At 66.0% G+C, this 26,378-nt stretch carries 24 protein-coding genes; 14 read left to right on the top strand and 10 right to left on the bottom strand.

Going from position 1 to position 26,378, the window contains the following annotated elements; translation table 11 throughout:
* The first annotated feature begins 8 nt into the window (after positions 1-8).
* The 3 genes from ACOHX0_RS02990 to ACOHX0_RS02980 all read left to right on the top strand — a co-directional run bounded on the left by ACOHX0_RS02990 (position 9) and on the right by ACOHX0_RS02980 (position 4,518).
* A complete protein-coding gene (locus tag ACOHX0_RS02990) occupies positions 9-737 on the top strand; it encodes a TIGR04282 family arsenosugar biosynthesis glycosyltransferase (RefSeq protein ID WP_420675162.1) in 729 nt (242 codons plus the stop codon).
* A gap of 57 nt (positions 738-794) precedes the next feature.
* Positions 795-3,074: a ribonuclease R gene (rnr, locus tag ACOHX0_RS02985; RefSeq protein WP_420675161.1), complete on the top strand. Its 2,280-nt coding sequence runs from the start codon at positions 795-797 to the stop codon at positions 3,072-3,074.
* Between the two features lie 118 nt (positions 3,075-3,192).
* Positions 3,193-4,518, top strand: coding sequence for a lytic murein transglycosylase (locus tag ACOHX0_RS02980; protein WP_420675160.1), 1,326 nt, complete (start codon positions 3,193-3,195; stop codon positions 4,516-4,518).
* Positions 4,519-4,655: 137 nt separating this feature from the next.
* Here the strand turns inward: ACOHX0_RS02980 and ACOHX0_RS02975 are convergent, their stop codons facing one another.
* From ACOHX0_RS02975 to ACOHX0_RS02950, 6 genes are all read right to left on the bottom strand, one after another.
* Positions 4,656-5,831: an ABC transporter permease gene (locus ACOHX0_RS02975; RefSeq protein WP_420675159.1), complete on the bottom strand. Its 1,176-nt coding sequence runs from the start codon at positions 5,829-5,831 to the stop codon at positions 4,656-4,658.
* Positions 5,832-5,836: 5 nt separating this feature from the next.
* Positions 5,837-7,465, bottom strand: coding sequence for an ABC transporter permease (locus tag ACOHX0_RS02970; RefSeq protein ID WP_420675158.1), 1,629 nt, complete (start codon positions 7,463-7,465; stop codon positions 5,837-5,839).
* Positions 7,466-7,554: 89 nt separating this feature from the next.
* Positions 7,555-8,655, bottom strand: coding sequence for an extracellular solute-binding protein (locus tag ACOHX0_RS02965; protein WP_420675157.1), 1,101 nt, complete (start codon positions 8,653-8,655; stop codon positions 7,555-7,557).
* Positions 8,656-8,740: 85 nt separating this feature from the next.
* Positions 8,741-9,841, bottom strand: coding sequence for an ABC transporter ATP-binding protein (locus tag ACOHX0_RS02960; protein WP_420675156.1), 1,101 nt, complete (start codon positions 9,839-9,841; stop codon positions 8,741-8,743).
* 362 nt (positions 9,842-10,203) lie between these two features.
* Positions 10,204-11,598 carry an aspartate aminotransferase family protein gene (locus tag ACOHX0_RS02955; protein WP_420675155.1) on the bottom strand — a complete coding sequence of 465 codons (1,395 nt, stop codon included), beginning with the start codon at positions 11,596-11,598 and terminating at the stop codon, positions 10,204-10,206.
* Positions 11,599-11,665: 67 nt separating this feature from the next.
* Positions 11,666-12,337: a GntR family transcriptional regulator gene (locus ACOHX0_RS02950; protein ID WP_420675216.1), complete on the bottom strand. Its 672-nt coding sequence runs from the start codon at positions 12,335-12,337 to the stop codon at positions 11,666-11,668.
* 157 nt (positions 12,338-12,494) lie between these two features.
* On the opposite strand from ACOHX0_RS02950, the gene ACOHX0_RS02945 reads away from it, so the two are divergent.
* From ACOHX0_RS02945 to ACOHX0_RS02925, 5 genes are all read left to right on the top strand, one after another.
* A complete protein-coding gene (locus ACOHX0_RS02945) occupies positions 12,495-13,580 on the top strand; it encodes a polyamine ABC transporter substrate-binding protein (RefSeq protein ID WP_420675154.1) in 1,086 nt (361 codons plus the stop codon).
* Positions 13,581-13,714: 134 nt separating this feature from the next.
* A complete protein-coding gene (locus tag ACOHX0_RS02940) occupies positions 13,715-14,842 on the top strand; it encodes an ABC transporter ATP-binding protein (RefSeq protein WP_420675153.1) in 1,128 nt (375 codons plus the stop codon).
* Positions 14,842-15,723, top strand: coding sequence for an ABC transporter permease subunit (locus tag ACOHX0_RS02935; protein WP_420675152.1), 882 nt, complete (start codon positions 14,842-14,844; stop codon positions 15,721-15,723). The genes ACOHX0_RS02940 and ACOHX0_RS02935 overlap by 1 nt, the downstream gene beginning before the upstream one ends.
* Positions 15,720-16,541, top strand: a complete 822-nt coding sequence (locus ACOHX0_RS02930) for an ABC transporter permease (protein ID WP_420675151.1) — start codon at positions 15,720-15,722, stop codon at positions 16,539-16,541. The genes ACOHX0_RS02935 and ACOHX0_RS02930 overlap by 4 nt, the downstream gene beginning before the upstream one ends.
* Positions 16,541-17,938 carry an NAD(P)/FAD-dependent oxidoreductase gene (locus ACOHX0_RS02925; protein WP_420675150.1) on the top strand — a complete coding sequence of 466 codons (1,398 nt, stop codon included), beginning with the start codon at positions 16,541-16,543 and terminating at the stop codon, positions 17,936-17,938. The genes ACOHX0_RS02930 and ACOHX0_RS02925 overlap by 1 nt, the downstream gene beginning before the upstream one ends.
* Here the strand turns inward: ACOHX0_RS02925 and ACOHX0_RS02920 are convergent.
* From ACOHX0_RS02920 to fliK, 3 genes are all read right to left on the bottom strand, one after another.
* Complete coding sequence (locus tag ACOHX0_RS02920) at positions 17,833-18,690, bottom strand: phosphotransferase (protein WP_420675214.1); 858 nt, start codon at positions 18,688-18,690, stop codon at positions 17,833-17,835. The two genes, ACOHX0_RS02925 and ACOHX0_RS02920, sit on opposite strands and share 106 nt — an antisense overlap.
* Positions 18,691-18,768: 78 nt before the next feature.
* The gene (locus ACOHX0_RS02915) at positions 18,769-19,458 is read right to left on the bottom strand and encodes a FlgD immunoglobulin-like domain containing protein (RefSeq protein ID WP_420675149.1); all 690 of its coding nucleotides are present in this window, start codon (positions 19,456-19,458) and stop codon (positions 18,769-18,771) included.
* Between the two features lie 4 nt (positions 19,459-19,462).
* A complete protein-coding gene (gene fliK, locus ACOHX0_RS02910; protein ID WP_420675148.1) occupies positions 19,463-20,014 on the bottom strand; it encodes a flagellar hook-length control protein FliK in 552 nt (183 codons plus the stop codon).
* 1,509 nt (positions 20,015-21,523) lie between these two features.
* Here fliK and ACOHX0_RS02905 point away from each other — a divergent pair.
* From ACOHX0_RS02905 to ACOHX0_RS02880, 6 genes are all read left to right on the top strand, one after another.
* Positions 21,524-21,820, top strand: coding sequence for a rod-binding protein (locus ACOHX0_RS02905; RefSeq protein WP_420675147.1), 297 nt, complete (start codon positions 21,524-21,526; stop codon positions 21,818-21,820).
* On the top strand, positions 21,813-22,172 hold the full coding sequence (locus ACOHX0_RS02900) for a flagellar biosynthesis protein FlgN (RefSeq protein ID WP_420675146.1): 360 nt from the start codon (positions 21,813-21,815) through the stop codon (positions 22,170-22,172). The genes ACOHX0_RS02905 and ACOHX0_RS02900 overlap by 8 nt, the downstream gene beginning before the upstream one ends.
* 203 nt (positions 22,173-22,375) lie before the next feature.
* Positions 22,376-23,221 carry a flagellin N-terminal helical domain-containing protein gene (locus ACOHX0_RS02895; RefSeq protein WP_420675145.1) on the top strand — a complete coding sequence of 282 codons (846 nt, stop codon included), beginning with the start codon at positions 22,376-22,378 and terminating at the stop codon, positions 23,219-23,221.
* A gap of 79 nt (positions 23,222-23,300) precedes the next feature.
* Entirely contained in the window at positions 23,301-23,672 is a 372-nt protein-coding gene (gene flaF / locus ACOHX0_RS02890) for a flagellar biosynthesis regulator FlaF (protein ID WP_420675144.1), read from the top strand.
* 2 nt (positions 23,673-23,674) lie between these two features.
* Positions 23,675-24,079 carry a flagellar biosynthesis repressor FlbT gene (flbT, locus tag ACOHX0_RS02885; protein WP_420675143.1) on the top strand — a complete coding sequence of 135 codons (405 nt, stop codon included), beginning with the start codon at positions 23,675-23,677 and terminating at the stop codon, positions 24,077-24,079.
* Positions 24,076-24,867, top strand: a complete 792-nt coding sequence (locus ACOHX0_RS02880; protein WP_420675142.1) for a DUF1217 domain-containing protein — start codon at positions 24,076-24,078, stop codon at positions 24,865-24,867. The genes flbT and ACOHX0_RS02880 overlap by 4 nt, the downstream gene beginning before the upstream one ends.
* A 158-nt stretch (positions 24,868-25,025) precedes the next feature.
* Here ACOHX0_RS02880 and ACOHX0_RS02875 read toward each other — a convergent pair whose 3' ends face one another.
* On the bottom strand, positions 25,026-26,354 hold the full coding sequence (locus tag ACOHX0_RS02875) for a FliI/YscN family ATPase (protein WP_420675141.1): 1,329 nt from the start codon (positions 26,352-26,354) through the stop codon (positions 25,026-25,028).
* Between the last annotated feature and the right edge of the window lie 24 nt (positions 26,355-26,378).

Below are 26,378 nucleotides of genomic sequence, written 5' to 3'. Positions count from 1 at the left end.
GCCCGCACATGCGCCCGCGCCTCGTCATCATGCTGAAAGAGCCGCGCCCGGGCCGCGTCAAGACCCGCCTGGGGCGTGACATCGGCGTGATCCCGGCCACCTGGTGGTTCCGCCACCAGACCGCAGCCCTGATCCGGTCCTTGCGCGATCCGCGCTGGCAGATCGTGCTGGCGGTGGCGCCGGAGCGGGCGGTTGCTTCGCGCGCCTGGCCCGCGGACCTGCCGCGGCTGGCGCAGGGTGGCGGTGATCTGGGCGCGCGGATGAAACGGATGCTTCAGGCGGCGCCCCAAAATCGCCTGTCTGGCCCGGCCGCGGGCCGGGCCGCGCCCGACCCTCGCGTCAAACCGCAGGTTTGCCTCCGGCAAAACGGGAGGGCGCTTTCGCACCCCCCCAGGGTCAGGCGCGTCCCTTCCCGCATCGTCCCTCCCACCTGTCTGATCGGCGGCGACATTCCCGGCGTCACACGCGCCCATGTCGCCCGCGCCTTCAAGGCCCTGGGCGATCACGAGGCCGTCTTCGGCCCGGCGGAGGACGGCGGTTACTGGCTGGTGGCGGCCAAGCACCCCGCCCGCCTGCCCGACGGCCTGTTCGAAAACGTGCGCTGGTCCAGCGAACACGCGCTGGCCGACACGCTGGCCACGGCACCCGGCCTGCGCATCGCCTTCACCGATGTCCTGCGCGACGTTGATACCGGTGCGGACTTGCGCACCGGTCGGCCGGAGCACCGCCTGCGCTGAACGGCACATACGCTTTTCCCCCATGACGCGCCCCGCGCGCCGTGCTAGGGCGGAGACATGAGCCGTATTCCCACGAAGGCCGAAATCCTCGACTGGATTTCCGCCAACCCGACGCAGACTGCCAAACGTGACATTGCCAAGGCCTTTGGCATCAAGGGCGCCGACCGCATCGACCTCAAGCGCCTGCTGAAGGAGCTGGAGGCCGAAGGCCACCTGCAGAAACGCAAGAAGACCTACCGCGACCCGGACCAGCTGCCGCCGGTGACGGTTCTGCAGGTGAAGGCGCCGGACGACAATGGCGATCTTTACGGCCGTCCGCTGGAATGGCACGGCGAAGGCATCGAGCCGATCATCCTGATCCTCACCAAGGCCTCGGACCCGGCGCTTGGCGAAGGCGACCGCGTGCTGGCCCGGCTGACCGCGGTGCCGGATCAGGACCACAACTACGAGGCCCGGCTGATCCGCCGCATCGCCTCCGGCCCGAAACGGGTGCTGGGCATCTTCCGCAGCGGCGCCGAGGGCGGCCGCGTGGTGCCGATCGACAAGGCATCCTCGAACGAATGGATGGTCGCGGGCGATGCCACCAAGGGCGCCCGCGACGGCGAGCTGGTGGAGGCCGAACAGGCCGGGCCCAAATCCCGCATGGGCCTGCCGCGCGCGCGCATCGTCGAACGCTTGGGCGATCCGGCGGCGCCCAAGGCGGTGTCGCTCATCGCGATCCACCAGCACGGCATCCCTGACGACTTCCCCGAAGACGTGCTGGCCGAGGCCGACGCCGTTAAGCCCAAGGGGCTGAAGGGGCGCGAGGATCTGCGCGAGCTGCCGCTGGTCACCATCGACCCGGCTGACGCGCGTGACCACGACGACGCCTGCTATGCGCATGAGGACGACGACCCGGCAAACCCCGGCGGTTTTGTCATCTGGGTGGCAATTGCCGATGTCGCCGCCTACGTGCGCCCGGGCTCGGCGCTCGACCGCGAGGCGCGCAAGCGCGGCAACTCCAGCTACTTCCCCGACCGGGTGGTGCCGATGCTGCCGGACCGGCTGTCGGGTGATCTCTGCAGCTTGCACGAAGGCGTGCCGCGCGCCTGTCTGGCGGTGCGGATGCAGATCGACGCCGCGGGCAACAAGACCGGCCACCGCTTTGTGCGCGGGCTGATGCGCTCCGCCGCCTCGCTGAACTACCAGGAGGTGCAGGCAGCCCGGGACGGCGATCCGAACGAGAAGACCGCGCCGCTGCTGGAGAGCGTGATCAAGCCGCTCTACGGCGCGTATGCGGCGCTGCGGCGCGCCCGCGCGACGCGCGAGCCGCTGGATCTGGATCTGCCGGAGCGCAAGATCGTGCTGGACAAGGACGGCACCGTGACCTCGGTGGCCTTCCGCGACCGGCTGGATGCGCACAAGCTGATCGAGGAGTTCATGATCCTCGCCAATGTCGCCGCCGCCGAGACGCTGATCAAGAAGCGTTCGCCACTGCTGTTCCGCGTGCACGAAGAGCCGGCCCAGGACAAGCTGGAAGCCTTGCGCGAAACTGCCCGCGCCGCCGGGCTGAACCTCGCCAAGGGGCAGGTTCTGCAGACCCGGCACCTGAACGCGCTGTTGAACAGCGCCGCCGGGACCGAGGACGCGGAGCTGATCAACATCTCCACCCTGCGCTCGATGCAGCAGGCCTATTACAACCCGGAGAACTTCGGCCACTTCGGCCTCGCGCTCAGGAACTACGCGCATTTCACCTCGCCGATCCGCCGCTACGCCGACCTGATCGTGCACCGCTCGCTGATCTCGGCGCATGGCTGGGGCGACGACGGGCTGACGGCGGAGGAGATCGAGCGGCTGGAGCAGACCGCCACCCATATCTCCGACACCGAGCGCCGCTCGATGATTGCCGAACGCGACACCTCCGACCGTTACCTGGCCGCTTACCTGAGCGAGCGGGTGGGCAATGAGTTTGCCGGCCGGATCAGCGGCATCGCCCGCTTCGGCGCCTTCGTGAAGCTGGACGAGACCGGCGCCGACGGGTTGGTGCCGGTGCGCTCGATCGGGCGGGAGTTCTTCCATTTCGACCCGCAGGCCGGGACGCTGACCGGATCGGATACCGGGCTCACGCTGGCCATCGGCCAGCGTGTCACCGTGCGGCTGACCGAGGCCGCGCCGGTCACCGGCGGGCTGGAGCTGGAACTGCTGTCGATCGAGGACGCCAAGCTGCCCCGCGGCGGCAGGGGCGGCAAGGGAGGCCGGCGCAGCCCGGCAGGCCAGCCAGCCAAGCGCAAGGCCGCAAAGTCCAAGCTCAAATCCGCCAAGGTCAAACGCAAGGTCGAGCGCAAGCGCCGCAGCTGACCGGCCAGCCCTGGCAGACCACCGCAGGCAAGCTCCCGCCATTGTTGCGGGCGGCCCTTTTTCGCTGCATCCCCCGCCGCTAAGGTGAAGGGGAGCAGCACGTTATTGAGGTATTCCTATGCGTATTTGGTTGACGGCATCCCTGCTGGCAGGCGGCACGGCACTGGCTGGCACGGCACCGCCCGACAGCTCTCTCAGGCCCGAGGGACGGCCCGGTGCCGGTGTGGCGCAGGACATCGGCGTCCGCACCGCCAGCGCGGCCTCGCTGCGCCCGCTTGCGCGCCCGGACGGTTCCCTGGCTGCCTCGCCCGAGCAAGCCGCGGAGGAGGCGCGTTTCCAGGACTGGCTCACGGGGTTCCGCAGCCGCGCTTTGGCGCAGGGGATCAGCGTGTACACGCTGGATGCGGCGCTGGCCGGCGTCACCCCCGACCCGGAGGTGATCCGCCGCGACCGCAACCAGTCCGAGTTCAGCAAGACGATCTGGCAATATCTCGACAGCGCCGCGTCGGACACGCGGGTGCGGAACGGCCGCGCCGCCCTCGCCGCCCAGCGGCAGCGGCTGGAAAAGATCGAGGCGGCCTATGGCGTCGACAAGGAAGTTGTGGCGGCGGTCTGGGGGCTGGAAAGCAGCTATGGCACCTTCCGCGGCAGCATGGACGTGGTGCGCTCGCTCACGACGCTGGCCTTCGACGGGCGCCGCGGGGAATTTTTCGAGAATCAGCTGATCGCAGCCCTCAAGATTCTGCAGGCGGGTGACGTGCCGCCGCGCAAGATGACCGGCAGCTGGGCCGGCGCCATGGGGCATACCCAGTTCATTCCCGCGTCCTATCTGCAATTCGCGGTGGATTTCACCGGCGACGGCAAGCGCGACATCTGGTCGGACGACCCCTCGGACGCGCTCGCCTCCACCGCGGCCTACCTGAACAAGGCGGGTTGGGTGACGGGTCAGCCCTGGGGGGTCGAAGTGCGGCTGCCCGCGGGCTTTGACTACCGGCTGGCGGACCGGGAAATCACCAAGCTGCCCTCGGACTGGGCGCGCCTGGGCGTGCGCGGCATCAATGGTGAGGCGGTGGCGGATCACGGCCAGGGCTCGATCCTGCTGCCTGCGGGCCGGAACGGTGCGGCCTTCATGATCTTCAAGAATTTCTCGGTGATCGAGCGCTACAATGCCGCCGATGCCTATGTGATTGGGGTCGGGCACCTGTCGGACAGGCTGAAGGGCGCCGCGCCGCTGCAAAGCAGCTGGCCCCGCGGCGACCGGGCGCTGAGCCGGGCCGAGCGTGAGGAGCTGCAGCGGCGGCTGAGTGCTGCCGGGTTTGACACGCAAGGCGTGGACGGGCGCATCGGGCCCAACACGATCCAAGCCGTGCGCGCCTTTCAGGAGGCGCGCGGGCTGGTGCCGGATGGCTATGCCTCTCCGGCCATGCTGGAACGGCTGCGGTAAGGTTTGCGGTGAAATAGGGGGCCAGCCCCCTCGCCCGGACGCTGTCCGGGCTCACCCCCGGGGTATTTCGGGTCAGAAAGTTGCAGAACAGGCCCCGCTTGGGGGCCTGTTTTTGTTTTGGTTTGTGGTTCTTGGCGTCAGCTTGGGGACATGCCGCGCAGGCGCTCGGAGCGGCGGCGCAGCATCTCGACCGTGGTGAGCAGCGCGATGGAGATCACCACCAGGATCGTCGCCACCGCGAGGATGGTGGGCGAGATCTGCTCGCGCAGACCGATGAACATCTGCCAGGGCAGCGTCTTCTGCCCGGCGGAGCCGACGAAGAGCACCACCACCACCTCGTCGAAGGAGGTGATGAAGGCAAACAGGCCGCCGGAGATCACGCCGGGCAGGATCAGCGGCATCTGCACCCTGAAGAAGGTGGTGACGGGCCCTGCGCCCATGTTCGCCGCCGCGCGGGTGAGCGAGCGGTCGAAGCCCACCAGCGTCGCGGTCACGGTGATGATCACGAAGGGGATGCCCAGGGCCGCATGCGCCAGCACCACGCCGAAGTAGGTGCCTTGCAGGCCGATCCGGCTGTAAAAGAAGTACATCCCCGCCGCCGAGATGATCAGCGGCACGATCATCGGCGAGATCAGGATTGCCATGATGGCGCGGCGGAAGGGCACATGCGGCTGGCTCAGGCCAATTGCCGCCAGGGTGCCGAAGCCCACCGACAGGATTGTTGCCATCGGCGCGATCTTCACCGAGTTCCACAGCGCCTGCTGCCAGTCGTCGTTGGTGAAGAAGTCCCGGTAGTGCTTGAGCGAATAGCCCTCAGGGTCGAAACGCAGCATCTCAGGCGTGAAGGTGAAGAAGTCCTCGGCGTTGAAGCTGAGCGGCATCACCACCAGTATCGGCGTGATCAGGAAGACGAAGATCACCCCGCAGATCACCCGGAAGGCATAATGCCAGAGCACCTGGCCCGGGGTGAGGTACGGCGCCAGGTGGGCGCGGTAGCGCGAGGTGGCGATCCAGAACACGAACCAGCCGGTGAACCAGCCGAAGAGCGCGCCGATCACTCCGGCGACGATGCCGCCAAGCAGGAAGCCCGCCGCCGCGAAGACCGCGAGCAGCAGCCAGCGCAGCGGGGTTTCCTTTTCCGTGAGCCCGGCCGCGACGAAGCCGATCACACCCAGAAGCACGGCCCCCGCCAGCACGCCGATCAAGCCTGAGCCCTGGGCGGTGCCCACGAAGAGGCCGAAGAAGGCGCCTGCGGCGGCGGCCACCGCGGCGGTGAAACCGGGGGTTTGGTTTTCAACAGGTGTCAAAGCCATATCGGTTATCCCAGTTTCACGTTGTCGATGCCGACGATCTTGTCATAGGCCCAGTAGAGCCCGAGCACGACCACCAGCAGGATGGTCCCGAGTGCTGCGGCCAGGCCCCAGTTCAGCGACTGCGAGATGTGGAAGGCGATCCGGTTGGAGATAAAGACACCCTTGGTGCCGCCGACCAGTTCCGGCGTGATGTAGTAGCCGATTGCCAGGATGAAAACGAGGATCGAGCCCGCGCCGATGCCCGGCACCGACTGCGGGAAATAAACCCGCCAGAACGCCGTCCAGTTGGTCGCGCCCAGGGATTTCGCCGCCCGCAGGTAGGTGGGGTTGATGGTCTGCATCACCGAATACATCGGCAGGATCATGAACGGCAGCAGGATGTGGGTCATCGCCACGATGGTGCCGAACTGGTTGTTGATCATCACCAGCCGGTCGCTGTCGCTGACCAGCCCCAGCCAGACCAGCGTGTCGTTGATCACGCCCTGCTGCTGCAGCATCACCTTCCAGGCCGAGGTGCGCACCAGGAGCGAGGTCCAGAACGGCAGCAGCACCAGGATCATCAAGAGGTTAGCGGTGCGCGACGGCAGGTTGGCGAGAATCCAGGCCACCGGGTAGCCGAGCACGATGCAGCTGCAGGTGATCGCCAGCGACATCACCAGCGTGCGCAGGAACAGGGTGCCGTAGATGCGCTCGTCTTCGGGGCGCAGCTCGGGGCCGTCCGGGCTTTTCTGCAGATCGGCGGCATTCAGGAAGTAGCCGTTGGTGTATTTGCCGGCATAAGTCTTGAGGGTGCGCCAGACCTCGGGGTCGGCCCAGTCCTTGTCCATCTTGATGAAGGCGTCGCGGGCGGATTCGGTTTCCATCTGACCCGATTCGATCAGCGCGGCGGCTTCCTGCAGCAGGCGCTGCGGGTCGCCTTCGAAAGCCCGGACGGCAAAGGGATTGGCCGCGAGGTCGGCATGCAGCGCCATATAGACCGGCGCCCAGGGCTCTTCCTCGGTCGGGCTGTCGTTATCCTCGTCCTGAATAGTGCGGGCAAAGCTGAGATAGGCGGCACTGGCCACAGGCAGCGCATTGCGCGCGGCATCCGAAAGGCGGAAGCGCGGCTCCTTTTCGCTGCTTGCGCGGTCCTCCAGCCACTCGGGATCGGCGAAGATCGCGAGAAAGGTCTGCGGCTCCTCCCATGCGGGGTCGAGGGCTGCAAACTGTTTCAGGTAACCCTCGCCGATGTCGTCGGCGCGGCGGCCTGCCTTGCGGAACAGCGAGGAGATGCCGGGCGTTTCATAGTTCAGCCGGGAACCAACACGGGTGTGTTCCTTGCGCTCGGCAGCCTCCACCATGTCGTAGGCCAGCGCTTCGAACACCGGTTCGGGCGGGATTTCACCGCTGTCGGCGTCCCACTGCTGCACCGCCACCACGGTCTGCGGAAGGGTGTCCTGCACGATGCGGTTCTCGACCGAGCGGAACAGCATGTCCGCGATCGGGAGAATGAAGGTCAGCAGGACAAAAAGCAAAAGCGGCGCGATCAGCATCAGCGCGCGGATCTTCTGCATCCGGAGGGCACGGGCCAGGCTGCGCTTCAGCGGCCTGCCGTCGGCGGCAAGCACCGGTCCGGAAAGGGTTGTATCGCTCATGTTGGGAAACCCCCTGTCGGGTTCTTTATGGTGGGGAAAGGGCACCTCGGCGTGAGCCCTTTCCCGATGGTCAGATCGCGGTCAGGCGATTATTTCGCCAGCCAGGCCTGGAACTTGGCGTCCAGATCATCGCGGTTGTCGGCCCACCATTCGTAGTCATAGGTGTGCACGTTGCCGGAGTTGGCCGGATCGGTCGGCATATGCGGCGCCATCTCGATGCCCAGTTCGGCATGCTGGCCGACCAGCGGCGCCGAAGAGGCGCGGGCCGGGCCGTAGGAGATGTAGGCGGCCTGATCGGCCAGACGCTGGGTGTCGGTGGCGAACTTCAGGAAGTCCATCACGCGGGCCAGGCGGTCTTCGGGCAGGCCTTCGGGCACGATCCAGCCGTCCAGATCGAAGGACTGCATGTCCCAGAGCATCCCGATCGGCTGGTCCTGCTCGGCAATCGCGGAGAACAGGCGGCCGTTGAAGGTGGACCCCATCACCACTTCGCCATCAGCCAGGAGCTGCGGGGTTTCAGCACCGGCGGTCCACCAGACCACCTGGTCCTTGATGGTGTCGAGCTTGGCCAGCGCGCGGTCGACGCCTTCGTCGGTGCCCAGCACGTCATAGAGCTCGTCCTTTTCGACGCCGTCGCAGTAGAGCGCCCATTCCATGTTGTCGATCGGGCGCTTCTGCAGCGAGCGCTTGCCCGGGTACTTTTCGGTGTCGAAGATCGCGCAGACCGAATCCGGCGCGTCGATCAGGTCGGTGCGGTAGCCGAAGGTGGTGGAATAGACGATCTGCGGCACGAAGCAGTCGGAAACCAAGAGGTCGCCGAAGTCTTCGGAGGCCGGGGTGCCGTCGGGCGCTTCTGCCAGCACCTCGTCGTGGTCCAGCTCCATCGCCAGGCCTTCGTCGCATAGGCGCATCGCGTCGGAGGCCACCGCGTCGACCAGGTCCCAGGTCACATTGCCGGCTTCGTTCATCGCGCGCAGCTTGGCCACCGCTTCGGCCGAGCTTTCATCCCAGATGATTTTCACGTCCGGGTTCATCTCCAGATAGGGCTCGACGTAGGCCTTCTGCTGGCTCTGCTGATAGGCCCCGCCCCAGGACACCAGGGTCAGTTCGTTGGCCATCTCGGCGGCAAAGGCAGCGGGCGCGCAAAGCGCCGTCGAGGCCGCCAAAGCAGACAGTTTGGTCAGTTTCATAGAGATACTCTCCTTGTTGAAATTCGTCGTCGTGAATTGCCCCCCCGGTCGTTCGCCCGCCGGGGGTTCGAAGCGGCGCGCCGGCTCAGGCGTCCAACGCGCGGCAGTCTTCCGGCAGCCAGCCGATTTCGATCTGCCGGCCGGGCTGAAGACGGACCTGGTCGGGTGCGTTCCGGGTCTTGATAATGAACTCGTCATTGCCGGCCACCCGCAGCCGGGTGCGGAAGATGTCGCCCATGTAGATGAATTCCAGCACTTCCGCTTTCAGCGTGTGGACGCCTTCGCGCAGGCGGTCCTTGTTGTACTCGACCCGCTCGGGGCGAATCGAGACGCGGGTGCGCTCACCGGGCTTGGAGACGTTCACCGGCTTGCAGTCGATCAGCCCGCCGTCGTCAAGCTGGACCAGCGCCAGCCCGTTCTTGATCTCCTTGACAGTGCCTTCCAGCGTGTTGTTCTCGCCGATGAACTGGGCGACGAAGCTGTTTTCCGGCTCTTCATACAGCTGATCGGGCGGCGCCAGCTGCTGGATGCGGCCGTCGTCGAAGACCGCAACCCGGTCCGACATGGTCAGCGCCTCGGTCTGGTCATGGGTCACATAAACCGTGGTGATGCCGAGGTTGTGGGCCAGGTTGGTGATCTCGAACTGCATCTTCTCGCGCAGCTGCTTGTCGAGCGCGCCGAGCGGTTCGTCCATCAGCACCAGCTCGGGTTCGAACACCAGCGCGCGGGCCAGCGCGATCCGCTGCTGCTGGCCGCCCGAAAGCTGTGCCGGGCGGCGGCCGCCGAAGGCGCCCATCTCCACCATGTCCAGCGCCCGCTTCACCTTCTGCTCGCGCTCGGACTTGCCCAACTTGCGCACTTCCAAGGGGAACGAGAGGTTTTCCGCGATGGTCATGTGGGGGAACAGCGCGTAGTTCTGGAACACCATGCCGATGCCGCGCTTGTGCGGCGGGATGTTGTTGATCGAGGTGCCGCCCAGCCGGATATCGCCGTGAGTGGCGGTCTCGAACCCTGCCAGCATCATCAGGCAGGTGGTCTTGCCGGACCCCGACGGCCCCAGCATGGTCAGGAATTCGCCTTTGGGCATGGTGAGGTTGAGATCTTTGACAACGAGATTTTCGCCATCGTAGCTCTTTTGGACGCGTTCGAACTCTACGAACGCATCAGTGTTTGACGCATCAGCCAAAGCAGGCTCCCCGTTTATTTTTAACCTCTGGCAGATTTCAGCTCTGCGCTTGTTGTGGATTTAATCACACCCAGCATAGCGAGTGCTAGGGATGAAAAAAATAATCTTTCCGCCTCTGGACGCGGCCGCGCGGACTCTGCGGGCCGGGCGGGCGGACCGCGCTGATCGCGGACCGGCTGGCGTGATTAAATCGTAAGTTCCGTAACGTAGCGGATGATTTGCGGCACGCAAGGGGGGCTTTGCGGCGCGGCGCCGCAATTCGCGGCCGCGGCGCAAATTCAGCGTAAAACCCCCGCGCCCTGGCGGGCACGGGGGCAGGTGATTCCAGAGCGCAGGGCGGAGCCGCGCCAGAGACAGCCGGGTCAGGCCGCCGCCAGCAGGCCCTTCTCCTTGGCTTCCGCGTAGGCCTCGTCCAGCGCCTGGCGGGCCCGGGCGATCAGCACGTCGATCTCCGCGGGCGTGATCACCAGCGGCGGCGCGATGATCATCCGGTCGCCGACGTGGCGCATCACCAGGTTGTTGGCAAAGCAGCGCTCGCGGCAGAGGAAACCCACGGTGCCTGCCTCGGCGGCAAAGGGCGCGCGGGTTTCCTTGTCGGGCGTCAGCGCGATCGAGCCCATCAGACCGGCGATCTTGGCCTCGCCCACCAGCGGGTGACCGGCCAGCGCTTCCCACTTCTGTTTCAGATAGGGCGCTGCCACGTCGCGCACATGGCCCAGGATGTTTTCCTCCTCCAGGATGCGCAGGTTCTCCAGCGCCACCGCGGCCGCCACCGGGTGGCCGGAATAGGTGTAGCCGTGGTTGAACTCGCCGCCCGCGATGACCGCGGCGACCTCGTCGCTCACGATCGAGCCGCCGATCGGCGCGTAGCCCGAACTCAGCCCCTTGGCGATGGTCATGATGTCGGGGCGGATGCCCAGGGTTTCGCTGCCGAACCAGTTGCCGGTGCGCCCGAAGCCGCAGATCACCTCGTCGGCGATCAGCAGGATCTCGTATTTGTCACAGATACGCTGGATTTCCGGCCAGTAGGTTTCCGGCGGCACGATCACCCCGCCCGCCCCCTGCACCGGCTCCGCGATGAAGGCCGCGACGCGGTCTTCGCCCAGCTCCTGGATCGCCGCCTCCAGCTCGCGGGCGCGGGCGAGGCCGAACTCCTCCGGCGGCATGTCGCCGCCCTCGGACCACCAGTCCGGCTGGTTGATGTGGTGAATGTCCGGGATCGGCAGGCCGCCCTGGGCGTGCATGCCGCTCATGCCGCCCAGCGAGCCGCTGCCGACCGAGGAGCCGTGATAGGCGTTCTTGCGGCTGATGAGGATGGATTTGCCGGGCTTGCCCTTTTCGGCCCAGTAGTGGCGCACCATGCGGATGTTGGTGTCATTCGCCTCCGAGCCGGAGCCTGCGAAGAACACGTTGTTGAGATCGCCCGGCGCCAGCTCTGCCAGCCGCGCCGCCAGCGCGATGGCGGGCACGTGCGAGGTCTGGAAGAAGGTGTTGTAATAGGGCAGCTCGCGCATCTGGCGGGCGGCGGCCTCGGCCAGCTCGTCGCGGCCATAGCCGATGTTCACGCACCACAGCCCGGCCATCGCGTCGAGGATCTCGTTGCCCTCGCTGTCGGTCAGATGCACGCCGCTGGCGCGGGTGATGATGCGCGCGCCCTTCTGCGCCAGCTCGCCGTTGGCGGTGAAGGGATGCATGTGATGCGCCGCGTCGAGCGCCTGCAGCTCGCCCGTCGGCATGTGGTTGGTGATCACGGTCATGAGACTGGCTCCTGAGAAAGACAGATTGTTGCCCAGAATATGATCAAATATCCGCGTGTCAATCGAATCAGTTGGCCGCGTCCAGCCCCTGCCGCACCTGCTCCATGCCCTGCGTCACATCGCGCTCCATCGCCAGCGCCGCCAGTTCGGCGTCCTGCCGCTTCAGCGCCTCCAGAATGTCCTTGTGCCGGTCCGGAAAGCTCTGGGTGCCAAGCCGCCCGCAGACCACCCGCAGCGAGGGGCCGAAGCGCAGCCACAGCCGGTCTGCCATGTCGCTGAGGATGGGGGCGCCGGCCTCCCCGTACAGCACGGTATGGAAGCTGTAATTCTGCACCAGGTAGCCTGCCACGTCGCCGCCCATGATGGCCTTGTCGAGCGCACCGTCGATGGCCTCAAGATCTGCAATCCGGGTCTCCGCAATGCGCAGGGTAGCCCGGCGCGCAAGCTCGCACTCGATTGTTTTTCTTGCAAAAACCAGCTCATCCAGATCCTCGGTCGTCAGCTCGGGCACCGACACGCGGCGGTTGCCCTGAAACATCAGCGCACCGTCCGAGATCAGCCGCCGGATCGCCTCGCGCACCGGCGTCATGCCCGCGCCCAGCGCCTCCACCAGCCCCTGGATCGTCACCGCCTGTCCCGGCGCCAGCTCCCCGAACAGAATCTGCGCCCGCAGGGTCTGGTAGACGGTTTCATGGGCCGGCTGTTTGGCGCCGCCGTCCGCTGCCGCTGCGGCCTGCATATTGGTCTCGTTCACCTTGGGTTTCACCTCCGCTTTTGCGGGCAGCTTGCACCATCTCTGCCCGGGTGAAAACATAAACGGTATTGCCCAATCAGGCAAAACTTGATCAAATCCATTCCAGCCGGGCTGCGAAACCGGCACGCACAGGGAGATTTCCATGACACTGAAAACGATGACCTTGACCGCCGCCGCCGCGCTGATCGCTGCCGGTGCCGCCGCGGAAGAGGTGCGCGTCTACAACTGGTCCGACTACATCGACGAGGACCTGCTTGCGAAGTTCGAGGAAGACACCGGCATCGAACTGATCTACGACGTCTTTGACAGCAACGAGGTTCTGGAAACCAAAATGCTGGCGGGCGGCTCCGGCTATGACGTGGTGGTGCCCTCCGGCACATTCCTGCAGCGGCAGATTGCGGCGGGCGCCTTCCAGAAGCTGGACATGGAAAAGCTGCCCAACCATGAGCATATGTGGGATCTGATCGAGAAACGCACCGCGCAGTACGATCCCGGCAATGAATACTCGATCAACTACATGTGGGGCACCACCGGTATTGGCGCGAACGTCAATAAGGTGAAGGAAATCCTGGGCGAGGATGCGCCCATCGACAGCTGGGACCTGGTGTTCAAGCCGGAGAACATGGAAAAGCTCGCGGAATGCGGCGTGCATTTCCTGGACGCCCCGGCTGAGATGATTCCCGCGGCGCTCAATTACATCGGCGAGGATCCCGACAGCCATGACCCGGATGTAATCGCCAAGGCGGAGGAGGTCTTTGCCCCGATCCGCCCGCACATCCAGAAGTTCCATTCTTCCGAATACATCAATGCGCTGGCCAACGGCGACATCTGCGTCGCGGTTGGCTGGTCCGGCGACATCCTGCAGGCCCGCGACCGCGCCGCCGAAGCGGGCAACGGTGCCGAGATCGCCTATCACGCGCCCAAGGAAGGCGCCCAGATGTGGTTCGACCAGATGGCCATCCCGGTTGACGCGCCGAACCCGGATGCGGCGCACAAGTTCCTGAATTTCATCATGGATCCCAAGAACATGGCGGCGGCGTCGAACTACGTCTACTACGCCAACGGCAACAAGGCCTCGCAGGAGCACCTGGTCGAGGACGTGAGCGGCGACCCGGCGATCTACCCGGACGAAAAGACGCTGGAGAACCTCTTCACCACCACGCCCTACGAACCCAAGGTGCAGCGCGTGGTGACGCGCCTGTGGACCAAGATCAAGTCCGGCACCTGATCCGTGCCCGGACCGGCAGGGCGCACAGACCGCGCCCTGCCCCCTCTCCCCGCCACACAGGGACCCTTTCCCAAATGGACGTTCAGACCCTCCCGACCCAGAAGACCTCCCCGAGCACCTCGAAGGAGGCCGGCGTGACCAACTCCGTTTTCGAGCCCTGGAACGATCCCCAGGCCAAGCCCCTGATCCAGTTCCAGAATGTGACCAAGCGTTTTGGCGAATTCACCGCCATCGACGACTTGACCATCGGCATTCACGAGCGCGAATTCTTTGCCCTCCTGGGGCCGTCGGGCTGCGGCAAGACCACCCTGATGCGGATGCTGGCCGGGTTCGAGACCCCGACCGAGGGCACCATCTACCTCGCCGGGCAGGACATCGCCCGGGTGCCGCCGAACAAGCGCGCGGTCAACATGATGTTCCAGTCCTACGCCTTGTTCCCGCACCTGTCGGTCTGGGAGAACATCGCCTTCGGCCTCAAGCGCGAGGGCATGGCCAAGGATGACATTGCCGGCCGCGTCACCGAAATGCTGCGCCTGACCCGGCTGGAGAACTTCGCCCGCCGCAAGCCGCACCAGATCTCCGGCGGCCAGCGCCAGCGGGTGGCACTGGCGCGCTCGCTGGCCAAGGCGCCAAAGCTTCTGCTGCTGGACGAGCCGCTCGGCGCGCTCGACAAGAAACTGCGCCAGGACACCCAGTTCGAGCTGATGGATATTCAGGAGAAGACCGGCACCACCTTCGTGATCGTGACCCACGACCAGGAAGAAGCGATGACCGTGGCCAGCCGGGTTGCGGTGATGGACCACGGCCGCATCGTGCAGGTGGCCACCCCGGACCGCATCTACGAAACACCGAACTCGGTGTATGTGGCTGATTTTATTGGTGATGTGAACATCATCGAGGGCACCGCCACGCGAGTGGGCGAAGACCGCTACGCGATGGCGTGGACCGAAGGGCAGAAGCCGCTCGATGTGAAGAGCGCCAGCACATTTTCCGACGGGCAGAAATGCCACCTGGCGATCCGACCGGAGAAGGTCACGATCAGCGCCGAACAGCCCGTCGATGCAGCCAACGCGGTGCAGGGCCGGATTCTCGATATCGCTTACCTCGGCAATATCTCCACCTACCACGTCGAGCTGCCCTCGGGCGGGGTGATCAAGGCGCAGACCGCCAACACCCGCCGCATCTCCCGCCGCGCCTTCACTTGGGAAGACTCTGTCTGGCTGTCCTGGACCGCCACGGCAGGCGTTCTGCTGGCCGACTGATGCGCCGCTTTCTGCTGATCGCCCTGCCCTACGCCTGGCTGGCGGCGCTGTTCCTGGTGCCCTTTGCCATTGTCCTGAAAATCTCGCTCTCCGACGTCGCCCTGGCGCGCCCGCCCTACATGCCGCAGTTCGACTGGGCCGAGGGCATCGGTGCCTTTCTGGCCGGGCTGGATTTCGAGAATTTCGTCTGGCTGACCCAGGATGACCTTTACTGGAAAGCCTATCTCAGCTCGCTGCGCATCGCCTTTGTTGCCACGCTGCTGACCCTGATCGCGGGCTATCCCATTGCCTATGCGATGGCCCGCACCCCGCAGGAATGGCGCCCGACGCTGATGATGCTGGTGATCCTGCCGTTCTGGACCAGCTTCCTCATCCGCGTCTACGCCTGGATGGGCATTCTCTCGAACGAAGGGTTTCTCAATCAGCTCCTGATGTGGACCGGGCTGATTTCCGAACCGCTCACCATCCTCAATACAAACACCGCGGTCTATATCGGCATCGTCTACACCTATCTGCCCTTCATGATCCTGCCGATCTACGCGGCGCTGGAGCGGCTCGACGAATCGCTGATCGAAGCCGCCGAGGACCTGGGCTGCTCGCGTTTCACCGCCTTCTGGCTGGTCACCGTGCCGCTGTCGCGGCCTGGCATCATCGCGGGCTGCTTCCTGGTCTTCATCCCGGTGATCGGCGAATTTGTGATCCCCTCGCTGCTTGGCGGCTCGGGCACGCTGATGATCGGCAAGGTGCTGTGGGAGGAGTTCTTCTCCAACCGCGACTGGCCGGTTGCCTCGGCGGTGGCGGTGGTGCTGCTCCTGATCCTGATCATCCCAATCGTGCTGTTCCAGCGCAACCAGCAGAAACAGCAGGAGGCGGAGCAATGAACAAACTGAGCTGGTTCAACGCGGTATCTCTGACACTGGGGTTTGCCTTCCTCTACATCCCGATGCTGATCCTGATCATCTTCAGCTTCAACGAAAGCAAGCTGGTCACGGTCTGGGCCGGGTTCTCCACCAAGTGGTACGGCGAGCTGATGCAGAACGAGGCCTTCCTCAACGCGGCCTGGGTCACGCTGAAGGTCGCGGTGCTCTCCTCCACCATCGCCACGGTTCTGGGCACTATGGCGGCCTATGTGCTGGTGCGGGGCGGGCGTTTCCTGGGCCGCACGCTGTTTTCGGGCATGATCTACGCGCCCCTGGTGATGCCCGAGGTGATCACCGGCCTGTCGCTGCTGCTGCTTTTCATCGGCATCGGTCTGGATCGCGGCGTGCTGACCATCGTGCTGGCGCATACCACGTTTTCGATGTGCTACGTCTCGGTCGTGGTTTCCTCGCGGCTGGCCACCTTCGACCGCTCGCTGGAAGAGGCGGCGCTGGATCTCGGCTGCTCGCCCGGAGAGGCGTTCCGTCTGGTGACCTTGCCGATCATTGCGCCCGCGGTGATTTCCGGCTGGCTGCTGGCCTTCACCCTGTCGCTCGATGACCTTGTGATTGCCTCCTTCACCTCCGGCCCCTCGGCCACCACCCTGCCGATCAAGATCTTCTCCGCCGTGCGCCTTGGCGTCTCGCCCGAGATCAACGCGCTGTCGACTATTCTGATCGGCATCGTGACGGTGGGGGTGATCACCGCTTCGCTGGTGAGCAAACAGCAGCTGGTGCGGCAGAAGCGCGACGAGCAGGCGGCCGAGCGCGCGGCGGCCTGATGCGCCGGGTCTTTCCGGACTACGCTTACGGGCCGGGCCCGCGCTCGGACTGCTGGTGGGACACAACCATCGCGGCGCCGGACTGGCCCCGCCTGGACACGGATGCCGCCGCCGATGTGGCAATCATCGGCGGCGGCTTTACCGGGCTTTCCACCGCACTGCATCTGGCGCAAGACGGCGTTTCGGCTACGGTGCTGGAGGCGGAAAGCCCCGGCTGGGGCGCGTCGGGGCGCAATGGCGGCTTCTGCTGCCTGGGCGGCGCGAAACTGCCCGAGGCCGCGATCCGCCGCCGGTTCGGGAAGGCCGCTGCAGACAGCTACTTCGCCGCCGAGGAAGCGGCAGTCACGCTGGTCCGCGACCTGCTCACCCGCCACGGCATCGAGGCGGATACCCATTCCGCGGGCGAGACCCGGATGGCGCATAGCCCGAAGGCGGCCCGCCGTCTGCGGGCAGAGGCCGGGGCGTTGCAGGCTGAGGGGCATGATCCGGTCTTTCTCGACCGGGATGAACTTGCCGCCGCCGGACTGAACGGCAGGTTCCACGCTGCCCTGACAACCCCTGCGGGCTTTGCCCTCAACCCGCGCAAGTACCTCTTTGGCCTTGCCCGCGCGGCCCGGGCCGCCGGCGCAGAACTGTTCCGGCAAAGCCCTGCGTTTGCAATTCAGCACACCGGCAGCACCTACCGCATCCGCACGCCGCGGGGCGAGCTGCGCGCGCGCCGGGTGGTGATCGCCACCAATGGCTATTCCTCCGAAGACCTGCCGCCGGCACTCGCCGGGCGCTATATGCCCGCGCAGTCGACGGTGATGGTGACCCGCCCGCTCACCGTGAGCGAGCTTCAGGCGCAGGGCTGGACCTCCTCCCAGATGGCCTATGACACCCGCAACCTGCTGCATTATTTCCGCCTGATGCCGGACCGCCGCTTCCTGTTCGGCATGCGCGGCGGGCTGATCTCCTCGCCCCGCGCCGAGGCCGCCATCCGCCGCCGCCTGCGCCGCCATTTCGACGCGCTGTTCCCCGCCTGGCGCGGGGTCGAGGCCACCCATTGCTGGTCCGGCATGGTGTGCCTCGCGCGCAACCTGGTGCCTTTTGCCGGGCGGGTGCCGGGGCAGGAAGGCATGTTCGCGGGTCTCTGTTACCACGGCAACGGCGTCGCAATGGGCAGCTATACCGGCGCGCTTCTGGCAAGCCTTGTCCAGGGCAAGCCGCCCGATCTGCCCTACTCGCCCGTGATGCAGAGCCTCGCCCGCTTCCCGCTCGGCCGCGCCAGGCGCCTGCTGATGCCGCCCGCTTATGCGCTGCTCGGCCTGATGGACTGGAGCGCCGCAAGCTCCAGATCCAGGCCTTCGCGGTCCCGCGAGGCGCCGCATCCACGCTCCGCCCGCCACAGGCAATAGGCCGCCATCCGCCAGTGAAACCAGGGCTTCAGCGCCAGTACCCGGGCCACGATGCGCGGGTCGGGGTAGGCGGCAAGGAAAGTGTCTTCCTCTCCCCGTGTGAGCGCGCTGCCGCGGTAGAGGAGCTGCATCGCCGGCGACAGGAACAGTGCCAGATCCTCAGCCGGGTCGCCGAGCTGCGGGCATTGCCAGTCGATCAGCGTCAGCGTGCCGTCATGGGCAAGGAGGTTGCCCGGCACCGGGTCGCCGTGGATCAAAACCGTGCCTGCCAGCGGCGGCACCCGCCCCAGCGGCCGCAGCGGGATCAGCGCCGAGGCACCGCGGCAGCGGGTCAGGACCGCCTGCGTCTGCGCCTCCAGCGCGACGCTGCCGTTCACCCCCGCAGGCAGGCCGGGCGGCGGCGCCTGATCGTGCAGCCGCCCCAGCAGCCGCGCCACATGGGCGGTATCGCGCTGCCAGGGGCGGCCTGTGATATGGGCGTAGGCCAGCCAGTGCCGCCCCTCAAAGCAGCCCGAGGCCGCCAGCGGCGGCACCATGCCGGTGCCCGCGAGCGCGCCCAGCGCCGCCGCCTCGCGCCGCGGGTCATTGGCAAACAGAGGATTGGCGCCCTCCGGTTCATAGAGTTTGATCACCAGCCCGCCCGCCCGCCAGACATGATTCGAGCGCCCGCCAGCGAGGGGCCGGGGCGCCGGGACATCGAGGCCGCGCGCCGCAAGATCGGCGAAAAGGCGGGCAGTGAAACGGGCGGGCAGCGGTTGCAGGGCGGGCTCCAGTCAGGCGCCGCGCAGGCCCTGGGCCCGCGCGGCTGTCACTGCCGGCGCCCGTCCGGATCAGCTTCCGGAGACAGGATCGCGCAATGCGCTCACCGACGAGGCCAAAATCGCCGAACCGCCATTGGTGATCAAGACCACATCGCCGCCGCGCATCTGGGTTTCCTTGACCTTGGTATAGATCTCGGCGGTTTCCGAAAGGATCACCTCGCCCGCCTTGCTGCTTTCGACGGTGAAGCTGTAGTTGCCGGGCGCCAGCGTGTTGCCGTCGGCGTCGGTGCCGGTCCACTCATAGGCGTCGGCAGAGACCGGCAGTACCACGCGCTGCACCTCGGTGCCGTTCTTGTCGCTGACCACGAGGTTGACGGTATCGGCCGCCGCGGCCGGATTCGGCGAGATGGTGATCGGGCTGCTGCCGTCGAAGTGGCCGGGCGTGGCCGCGCGTGCCTCCATGCCGACCCAGCCGGACATTGCCGCCATGTTGGCCAGCCCCAGCTGCGCCTGCACCCCGCCCAGCAGGTCGTTGCTCTGCACCTGCTGCTCCACCATCGAGAACTGCGCAAGCTGTGCGGCGTATTCCGTCGAATCAAGCGGCTCCAGCGGATCCTGGTATTTGGCTTGTGCAGTCAGCATCTTGACGAAGGTTTCGAAATCCGACGTCAGCCCCATTGCCGAGTTGCTGGAGTCGGAGGCGGAAGTTACAGCGGGCTGTGCCGCTGCGCTGCCTGCTTGGGATACGGCTGTTGTCATCTGATCAGACCCTCATGTCCACGCCGGCGCTGCCGAGCCGGAGATTCTGTTTTGCCGGTTCATTTTCTGGTTCGGCGGAAGGCGCGCCGGGGCCTGCGGAGGCAGCCGCTCCGGCATGCTCCGCCCCTGCCCCGCCGTCGCGGAAGGCGCCGCCGCTCTGGCCGCCGCCGAATTCAAACGAGATGTTTTCATATCCCATGCGCCGGAACTCCTCGGCCAGCTCATGGATGTGGCGGCGCATCAGGTCGCCGGTTTCCGGCCGCTCGGCCTGGATCATCACGGTGATTCCCGTCTCGCTCGCCGAGACCCGCATACGCACCTGGCCCAGTTCCTGCGGGTTCAGGGAGACGTCGACCTTCTGTTCGCCCTTGGCGGCAAAGGCCTCGGCCAGCTGCGTGGCAACCTGGCGCGGGGTTTCCGGGCGGTGCACGGTGCCCGCGGCCCCGGCCGAAGCTTCGGCCAGCAGCTGGGGCAGGCCTGGTGCCTCCGCCGCAAAGGAGCCGAGGCCGCTCAAGGGATCGCCCTTGCCACTCAGGAAGTCCGTTTCGCTCACCATTGCGCCCAGCGCCTGCGGCACCTGGACCTGGACCGCAGCAGTGGTGCCCTGCGCAAGGATCTGACCCCCGCTGCGCAGGGGCGCTGTGGCCGTGGAAGCGGGAGCAACGGGCTCGGTCAGCGGCGCTGCCCGGCCCGCCCGGCGCGCTTCCGCGGCAGCGCCGGGCGCGGGTGCCGCGGCGGCCGGCGGAGCCACTTGGGCGCCAGTTGCGGCAGGCTGCGGAGCGGCCGGCCCAGTTGGCTGGGGGGTCGCAACAGCTGGCCCCGGTGCGCGCCTTCCTGAATTGGCAGTCTCTTGCACCGCGGCCGTTTGCGTTCCAGGACGGCGAATCCCGGCCTGCCCGGTGGCATCAGGGGCGGCGGCGCCGGGAATTCCAGGCTTCGCCGATGGCAGCACGGGTTCCTGCACCGCCACGCCTGCGGCGCGGCGCATTGCACCTCCAGCGGCAGGGGGGCGATTCGCGGCAACACTTTGCGTTTCATCCGCTTGCGCCGTGGAAGCCTCTGCCGCGCCGGTGAAGGACGGTTCAGCGCCGCGCCGGCCCGAGGTCCCAGCGGCTGCGCTCCGGGCCGCCTCCCCTGCGCGGGGCCGGACGGCCGCACCTGCATCCCCGCCAGAGCGCGGAATGCTGGCCGGGCCGGCGCCGGTGTCCCCGGCGGCCTGTACCGCCGCAACCGGCCCGGCGCGGAGGCCGCTGCCCGGCTCCGGGTCCGGTGCGCCCCAAGGCTTCGGCCCTTCGGGCGCAACGGCAGTATCGCCAGGAGCTGCGGGCTTGGCCTCCGATCCGCCGTCGCTGACGATGGCTCTTACCTTGGCCCCATCGACCTCTGCACCATCAACCCCTGCTCCATCGCCGGTGGCCGCCGCTGCCCCTTCAGAGGAGACCGGAACAGCAGATGCAGCTTTAGGGGCCGTGAGGCCCGCAACATGCGTGGAACCGGAAGGTTTTGCGGAAAAATCTGCTGCCTGGCGGCGTCCCCCGAGAGATGCGGTTGTCCCAGTTTCCCCGTCCTCGCCATAAGCCGCCGGCAGGCCGCGCGCTGCGGCACCCTCCGCCGCCTCCGCTGGCCGGTCTTCAGGTGCCGCAACGGCAGTGAAGGCTGGGACAGAACCGGTCGGCTCATCCTTTCCGCGCGGCGGCGGGGCCTCCCCGCCGCCATCGGCAGCCGCCTCCGCGGACCCCGCAGCGGCAGAGGCAGGCGCAGGGACAGAGGCAACTTCACGCTCTCCTGCCGGATCCGGTTCGGCCGCAGGCCGGTTCCGCGATTCGACGAACTCTGCAAAGCTCTTTGCAGTGCCTTGCCCCAGGGCCTTTCCGGCCGCTGGAGGAGGAGACTTGGACGCCGGGTTCAGAACCTGGGCAATGATCGGTGTCGTATTCATGATGTTCCAGACATTCTATCTTGACCCGTCCAGTCTTACCCAAAAGCGGTTACGGCAATTTTAACCGGTGATGGCGCAGTCTCAGAAAAATCGATGCAATTCGTGATCTGAACCGGAGAACCGGAGATGCCATATATTTCCCCTGCACCGCCGCCCGTGCCACCCGCCGCCGCCGTCGGCGGCGGCGCCGCGGGCCAGGATCCGCTGCGCGAGGCCGCGATCAAGCTAGAGGCCTCATTTCTTTCGGAAATGCTGAAATCCGCCGGATTGGGGGAAGCCCGGTCCGGCTTTGGCGGCGGCGCCGGGGAGGAGCAGTTTTCCAGCTTCCTGATCCAGGCGCAGGCCGAGCAGATGGCCCGGTCCGGCGGCATTGGACTGGCCGAATCACTTTATCACGCACTGAAGGAGACTCAGAATGAGTGACCACACCCCGCAGCAGCTCATCGATGAGCTGGACATCATCCTCGACCGCGAGCGTTCGGCCCTGATGGCCGGCGACCTGAGCCAGCTGGAAGAGCTCCTGGCCAAGAAGGAAAACCTGATCAGCCAGCTCAACACGGCAAACGAGCTGGAACGCGAGTCGCTGGTGCAGGTGCAGAACAAGGTGTCGCGCAACCAGCAGCTCCTGGACAGCGCCATGGAGGGGATCCGCTCGGTGGCCACCCGCATGGCCGAACTGCGCCGCATCCGCAAGGGTCTCGACGTTTATGACAAGTCCGGCCGCAAGACCCGGTATGGCACCCGCGGCAGCACCAAGCTGGAGAAGCGCGCCTGAGCGCGCAATTTAGGGAAAATTCTAAGGATGCAAATTCCAGCATTAGCTTTCCCTTAGCACCTGATGCGCCAAAGTCACCTTGCACCTGATGAAGGGTGGCGCGGAAGCCGGACGGCGGAACGCACAGTCAGAAAGACGTCAAGAAAGCGCCCTCCGGGGCAAACAAATATGGGCTAAAGCGCCCACAGCTAAAGGAAAAAGCTATGACCAGCATTCTGACCAACAATGGCGCAATGGTTGCACTGCAGACCCTGCAGTCGATCAACAACAACCTGACTGACACCCAGAACGCAATCTCCACCGGTAAGGAGATCAACAGCGCATCTGACAACTCCGCGATCTGGGCGATTTCCAAGGTGATGGAATCGGACGTTGCCGGCTTCAACGCTGTGTCCGACTCTCTGTCGCTGGGCGAAGCCACCGTCGAAGTGGCGCTCGCGGGCGCCGAACAGATCACTGAAATCCTGAAGGACATCAAGGAAAAGGTGGTCCAGGCGACCGGTGAAAACGTCGATCACACCAAGATCGGTGCGGAAATTTCGCAGCTGACCGAGCAGGTCACCCAGATCATTGCAGGCTCGCAGTTCAACGGTGCAAACCTCCTGAACACTTCGATCGATGCAGCCGGCAACTCCGAACTGACCGTGCTGTCCTCGCTCGACCGCTCCGGCACCACGGTGACTCCGGCGAACATCACCATCGCGTCGGTCGACTTCCAAGCCGGTGCCCTTGACAGCAACCTGGCCGCTGTCGACGTGAGCGACGCCGCCACTGCGGAGAGCTCGCTGGCCAGCATCGAAGCGGCAATCCAGGCCGCTGTGGATGGCGCGGCCGCGCTGGGTGCAGGCGCCTCCCGGATTTCCGACCAGAAGGAATTCGTGAACAAAGTGTCCGATGCCATGAAGTCAGGCATCGGGGCGCTGGTGGATACCGACATGGAAGCCGCATCGGCAAGGCTGAAGGCGCTGCAAACCCAGCAGCAGCTTGGCGTGCAGGCGCTCTCCATCGCCAACTCGGCGCCGCAGACCCTGCAGCAGCTGTTCCGGTAACGGCCTGATCCGGGGCGCCCCTGGCGCCCCGGTCTTCCTCTCTCAGAGAATCTGAAGAAATAATACGTTAGGAAAACACGTGAATGCCCTTCTGAAGGCGAAGAGCGCCTATTCGGCCGGAACGGCCCCCACCCGGACAGCAAAGAACTTGGAATACGATGCGCTGGCCCGCATCACGCGCCGGATGATTGACGCTGCCAACAAGGGTCGCGATAGCTTCACCGAGCTCGCCCAGGTCCTGCATGAGAACCGCAGGCTCTGGAGCATCTTCGAAACCGATCTGCTGAGCCAGGACAACCAGCTTCCGCTGGAGTTGAAGGGAAACCTGCTTTCCCTCGCCGCATTCACGAGAGAACACACCAGCAAGGTCCTGTCCCGCAAGGACACGGTGCGCCCGCTGGTCGAAATCAACATGGCCATCATGCGTGGCCTTCGCAGCGGAGCATCCTGAAGATGAGCGGATTGGTTCTGAAACTTGCCCCCAAGGAGCGTGTCCTTGTCAACGGCGCGGTGATCGAAAACGGCGACCGCCGCAGCCGCCTGTCGATCGTCACCCCCGACGCCAACATCCTGCGGCTGCGGGATGCCATTCACCCCGAAGAGGCCAATACCCCAGTGCGCCGGGTCTGCTATGCGGCCCAGCTGGTGCTGTCCGGCGATGCCGACCCCGAAGAGGAGCGGCTGCCGATGCTGCGCCGGATCGAGGAGCTGAGCCAGGTCTTTACCGACTCCGACAGCCGCGCCGCCCTGGCCGAGGCCACCGAGGCGCTGATCAGCGGCAACCACTACCGCTGCCTGAAGGCGCTGCGGGCCCTGCTGCCGCGCGAAGAGCGCTTGATGGCGATCCGTCCGTCATGAGTTTCCAGCCGGTCATACCCGCCTCGGGGATTGTCGGCTGGAACTTTCTTCAGGCGACCTACGAGAAGCAGTTCGATGCATTCACCGAGGGCGCCGTGCTGCAGCGCGACAGCGATTACTTCCTCGAGAATATCGGGGAAGTCAAAACCGCCGAGGATCTGGTCAAGGACCACCGCCTGCTGAGCGTGGCCCTGGGCGCCTTTGGCCTCTCGGACCAGCTGCCGATGAAGGCGCTGGTTCAAAAGGTTCTTGAGGACGGCACCAGCGCTGATGACGCGCTGGCCAACCGGATGGGCGATGACCGCTGGGCCAGTTTCGCCGACGCCTTTGGATTCGGGCCCGGCGACACTGTCCTGACCGGCTCACCCGAGGCCATGCAGGACGTGATCCATACCTTCAAGATTCAATCCTTCGAAGAGGCGGTCGGCGCACAGCAGCATTCCATGCGGATCGCGATGTATGGCGAGCGCGAGGTGAAGATCCTGGCCGAAGAAGACAGCTCGATCGACACGAAATGGTACAATGTGCTGGGCCAGCCCGCGCTGCAGGAGATGTTCCAGGTTGCGCTTGGTCTGCCTAAATCCTTGAGCGGGATCGACATCGACCAGCAACTCGAAGTCATGAAAGAGCGCGCCCAGCGCATGTTCGGCTCTGACGACGTCGCGATTTTTGCCGACCCGGACGAGCTGCAAGACCTGGTCACGACTTATCTGGCGCGGTCGGAACTGGAAAGTTTCCAGGCTTCCCAGTCCGGGGCCTCCACAGCCTTGACGCTGCTCCGGTTCTAAGAAAACCGCCTTCCGCTTCCGAGGGGCGTCCGGGCAATGCCTGCGGCGCCCCTCCGCCGTTTCCGGACGGCGCCTCCGGATGTCGCTGGCGTCGGCAGCTGAAGTCTCCGCTCGCGGCTGCTGCGCAAGGCCCCGCGCGGGCACTGGCGGGCCGCCTTTCAGCGGCCTGCGGCGGCCCGGCGCAAGAGCAGCAGCAGGCGGTTGAAACTGCTTTGGATGCCCGCTGGATCGTCGCGGCCAAAGAAGGCGTCCAGCTCGGGCCAGATCTTGACCGCCTGGTCCAGGGTGGCGTCGTTTCCCTCTGCGTAAAGACCCGCGCGGATCATCACTTCCGACTGCTCGTAGGAGCCGAGGAACTTGCGCACGTCCAAAATCGCCGCGTTCTCATCCGGGCTGGCCGCGGCCGGCAGGCTGCGCGAGACAGAGCGCGAGACGTCGATCGCCGGAAAGCGGCCGCGTTCGGCAATTTCCCGGTTCAGCACGATATGCCCGTCCAGAACCCCGCGCAGGATGTCGGCGACCGGCTCGTCCATGTCCGAACCCGCCACCAGGACACTGAACACCGCGGTGATATCGCCCTGCCCGCCGCTGCCGGGGCCTGCGCGTTCGCAGAGGCCAGTGATCAGCGGCGTCACCGAGGGCGGATAGCCGCGCAGCGCGGGCGATTCTCCGGAGGCCGCGGATATTTCCCGGTGCGCCTCGGCAAAGCGGGTGACGGAGTCGGCCAGGAACAACACGCTCTTGCCCTGGTCGCGGAAATGCTCCGCAACGCTCATCGCAGCCCAGGCGCAGCGCCGCCGCACCAGGGCGGATTGGTCGGACGTGGCCGCCACGACAACCGCGCGGCGCATGCCTTCGGGTCCGAGCACCTGTTCGACAAAGTGATTCACTTCTCGGCCGCGCTCGCCAATCAGCGCCATCACCACGACATCGGCTTCCATGTTCTGCGCCAGTTTGGCCAGCAGCGAGGATTTACCGACGCCGGACCCCGCAAACAGGCCGACACGCTGGCCGCGCACGATGGGGAGAATCGTGTTCAGAACCGCCAGTCCTGTGGCCAGCCGCTCCCCCATCGCCCGCCGCCCGGCCGCCTTGGGCGGTGACGCCATCACGTCGCGCACTGCGGCGCCCGGCAGCAGCGGACGCCCGTCAAGCGGGGCACCGAAGGGATCGATCACCCGTCCCACCCAGTGATCCCCGGGCGCAAATTCCGGCGCGGGGTACAAGAGAACCGGATCGCCCACTGCCGCGCCTTCGGGTGATCTGTCCGGCAACATGCTGATTTTGCTGCCTCCGATGGCCAAAACGTCGCCGTGGAGTTCATTCCCGGGCCCGCGCCGCAAAATCAGCCGGTCGCCGATGCGGGCGGTTCCGGCCAGACCCTCCACCTCAATCTCGCCGCCGGTGATTCCACTCACCCGCCCCATCGGTGCTGCCAGTTTCTTGGCCGCCAGTTGCTGGGTCAGCGCCTCTAGCTCTGCTTTCATCGCAGCCGCCTCCATTTCTTCCTG

Source organism: Cribrihabitans pelagius (assembly GCF_048820915.1).
In the GTDB taxonomy this organism is placed as follows: Bacteria; Pseudomonadota; Alphaproteobacteria; order Rhodobacterales; family Rhodobacteraceae; genus Cribrihabitans_A; species Cribrihabitans_A pelagius.
This window is presented reverse-complemented; position numbering and strand designations above follow the sequence as displayed.

Excerpts from the sequence above, each read along its gene's own strand:
- ACOHX0_RS02990 (WP_420675162.1), top strand. The coding sequence starts at position 9 with ATGCGCCCGCGCCTCGTCATCATGCTGAAAGAGCCGCGCCCGGGCCGC.
- rnr (WP_420675161.1), top strand. The coding sequence starts at position 795 with ATGAGCCGTATTCCCACGAAGGCCGAAATCCTCGACTGGATTTCCGCC.
- ACOHX0_RS02980 (WP_420675160.1), top strand. The coding sequence starts at position 3,193 with ATGCGTATTTGGTTGACGGCATCCCTGCTGGCAGGCGGCACGGCACTG.
- ACOHX0_RS02975 (WP_420675159.1), bottom strand. The coding sequence starts at position 5,831 with ATGGCTTTGACACCTGTTGAAAACCAAACCCCCGGTTTCACCGCCGCG.
- ACOHX0_RS02970 (WP_420675158.1), bottom strand. The coding sequence starts at position 7,465 with ATGAGCGATACAACCCTTTCCGGACCGGTGCTTGCCGCCGACGGCAGG.
- ACOHX0_RS02965 (WP_420675157.1), bottom strand. The coding sequence starts at position 8,655 with ATGAAACTGACCAAACTGTCTGCTTTGGCGGCCTCGACGGCGCTTTGC.
- ACOHX0_RS02955 (WP_420675155.1), bottom strand. The coding sequence starts at position 11,598 with ATGACCGTGATCACCAACCACATGCCGACGGGCGAGCTGCAGGCGCTC.
- ACOHX0_RS02950 (WP_420675216.1), bottom strand. The coding sequence starts at position 12,337 with ATGCAGGCCGCAGCGGCAGCGGACGGCGGCGCCAAACAGCCGGCCCAT.
- ACOHX0_RS02945 (WP_420675154.1), top strand. The coding sequence starts at position 12,495 with ATGACACTGAAAACGATGACCTTGACCGCCGCCGCCGCGCTGATCGCT.
- ACOHX0_RS02935 (WP_420675152.1), top strand. The coding sequence starts at position 14,842 with ATGCGCCGCTTTCTGCTGATCGCCCTGCCCTACGCCTGGCTGGCGGCG.
- ACOHX0_RS02930 (WP_420675151.1), top strand. The coding sequence starts at position 15,720 with ATGAACAAACTGAGCTGGTTCAACGCGGTATCTCTGACACTGGGGTTT.
- ACOHX0_RS02925 (WP_420675150.1), top strand. The coding sequence starts at position 16,541 with ATGCGCCGGGTCTTTCCGGACTACGCTTACGGGCCGGGCCCGCGCTCG.
- ACOHX0_RS02915 (WP_420675149.1), bottom strand. The coding sequence starts at position 19,458 with ATGACAACAGCCGTATCCCAAGCAGGCAGCGCAGCGGCACAGCCCGCT.
- fliK (WP_420675148.1), bottom strand. The coding sequence starts at position 20,014 with ATGGTGAGCGAAACGGACTTCCTGAGTGGCAAGGGCGATCCCTTGAGC.
- ACOHX0_RS02905 (WP_420675147.1), top strand. The coding sequence starts at position 21,524 with ATGCCATATATTTCCCCTGCACCGCCGCCCGTGCCACCCGCCGCCGCC.
- ACOHX0_RS02900 (WP_420675146.1), top strand. The coding sequence starts at position 21,813 with ATGAGTGACCACACCCCGCAGCAGCTCATCGATGAGCTGGACATCATC.
- ACOHX0_RS02895 (WP_420675145.1), top strand. The coding sequence starts at position 22,376 with ATGACCAGCATTCTGACCAACAATGGCGCAATGGTTGCACTGCAGACC.
- flbT (WP_420675143.1), top strand. The coding sequence starts at position 23,675 with ATGAGCGGATTGGTTCTGAAACTTGCCCCCAAGGAGCGTGTCCTTGTC.
- ACOHX0_RS02880 (WP_420675142.1), top strand. The coding sequence starts at position 24,076 with ATGAGTTTCCAGCCGGTCATACCCGCCTCGGGGATTGTCGGCTGGAAC.
- ACOHX0_RS02875 (WP_420675141.1), bottom strand. The coding sequence starts at position 26,354 with ATGAAAGCAGAGCTAGAGGCGCTGACCCAGCAACTGGCGGCCAAGAAA.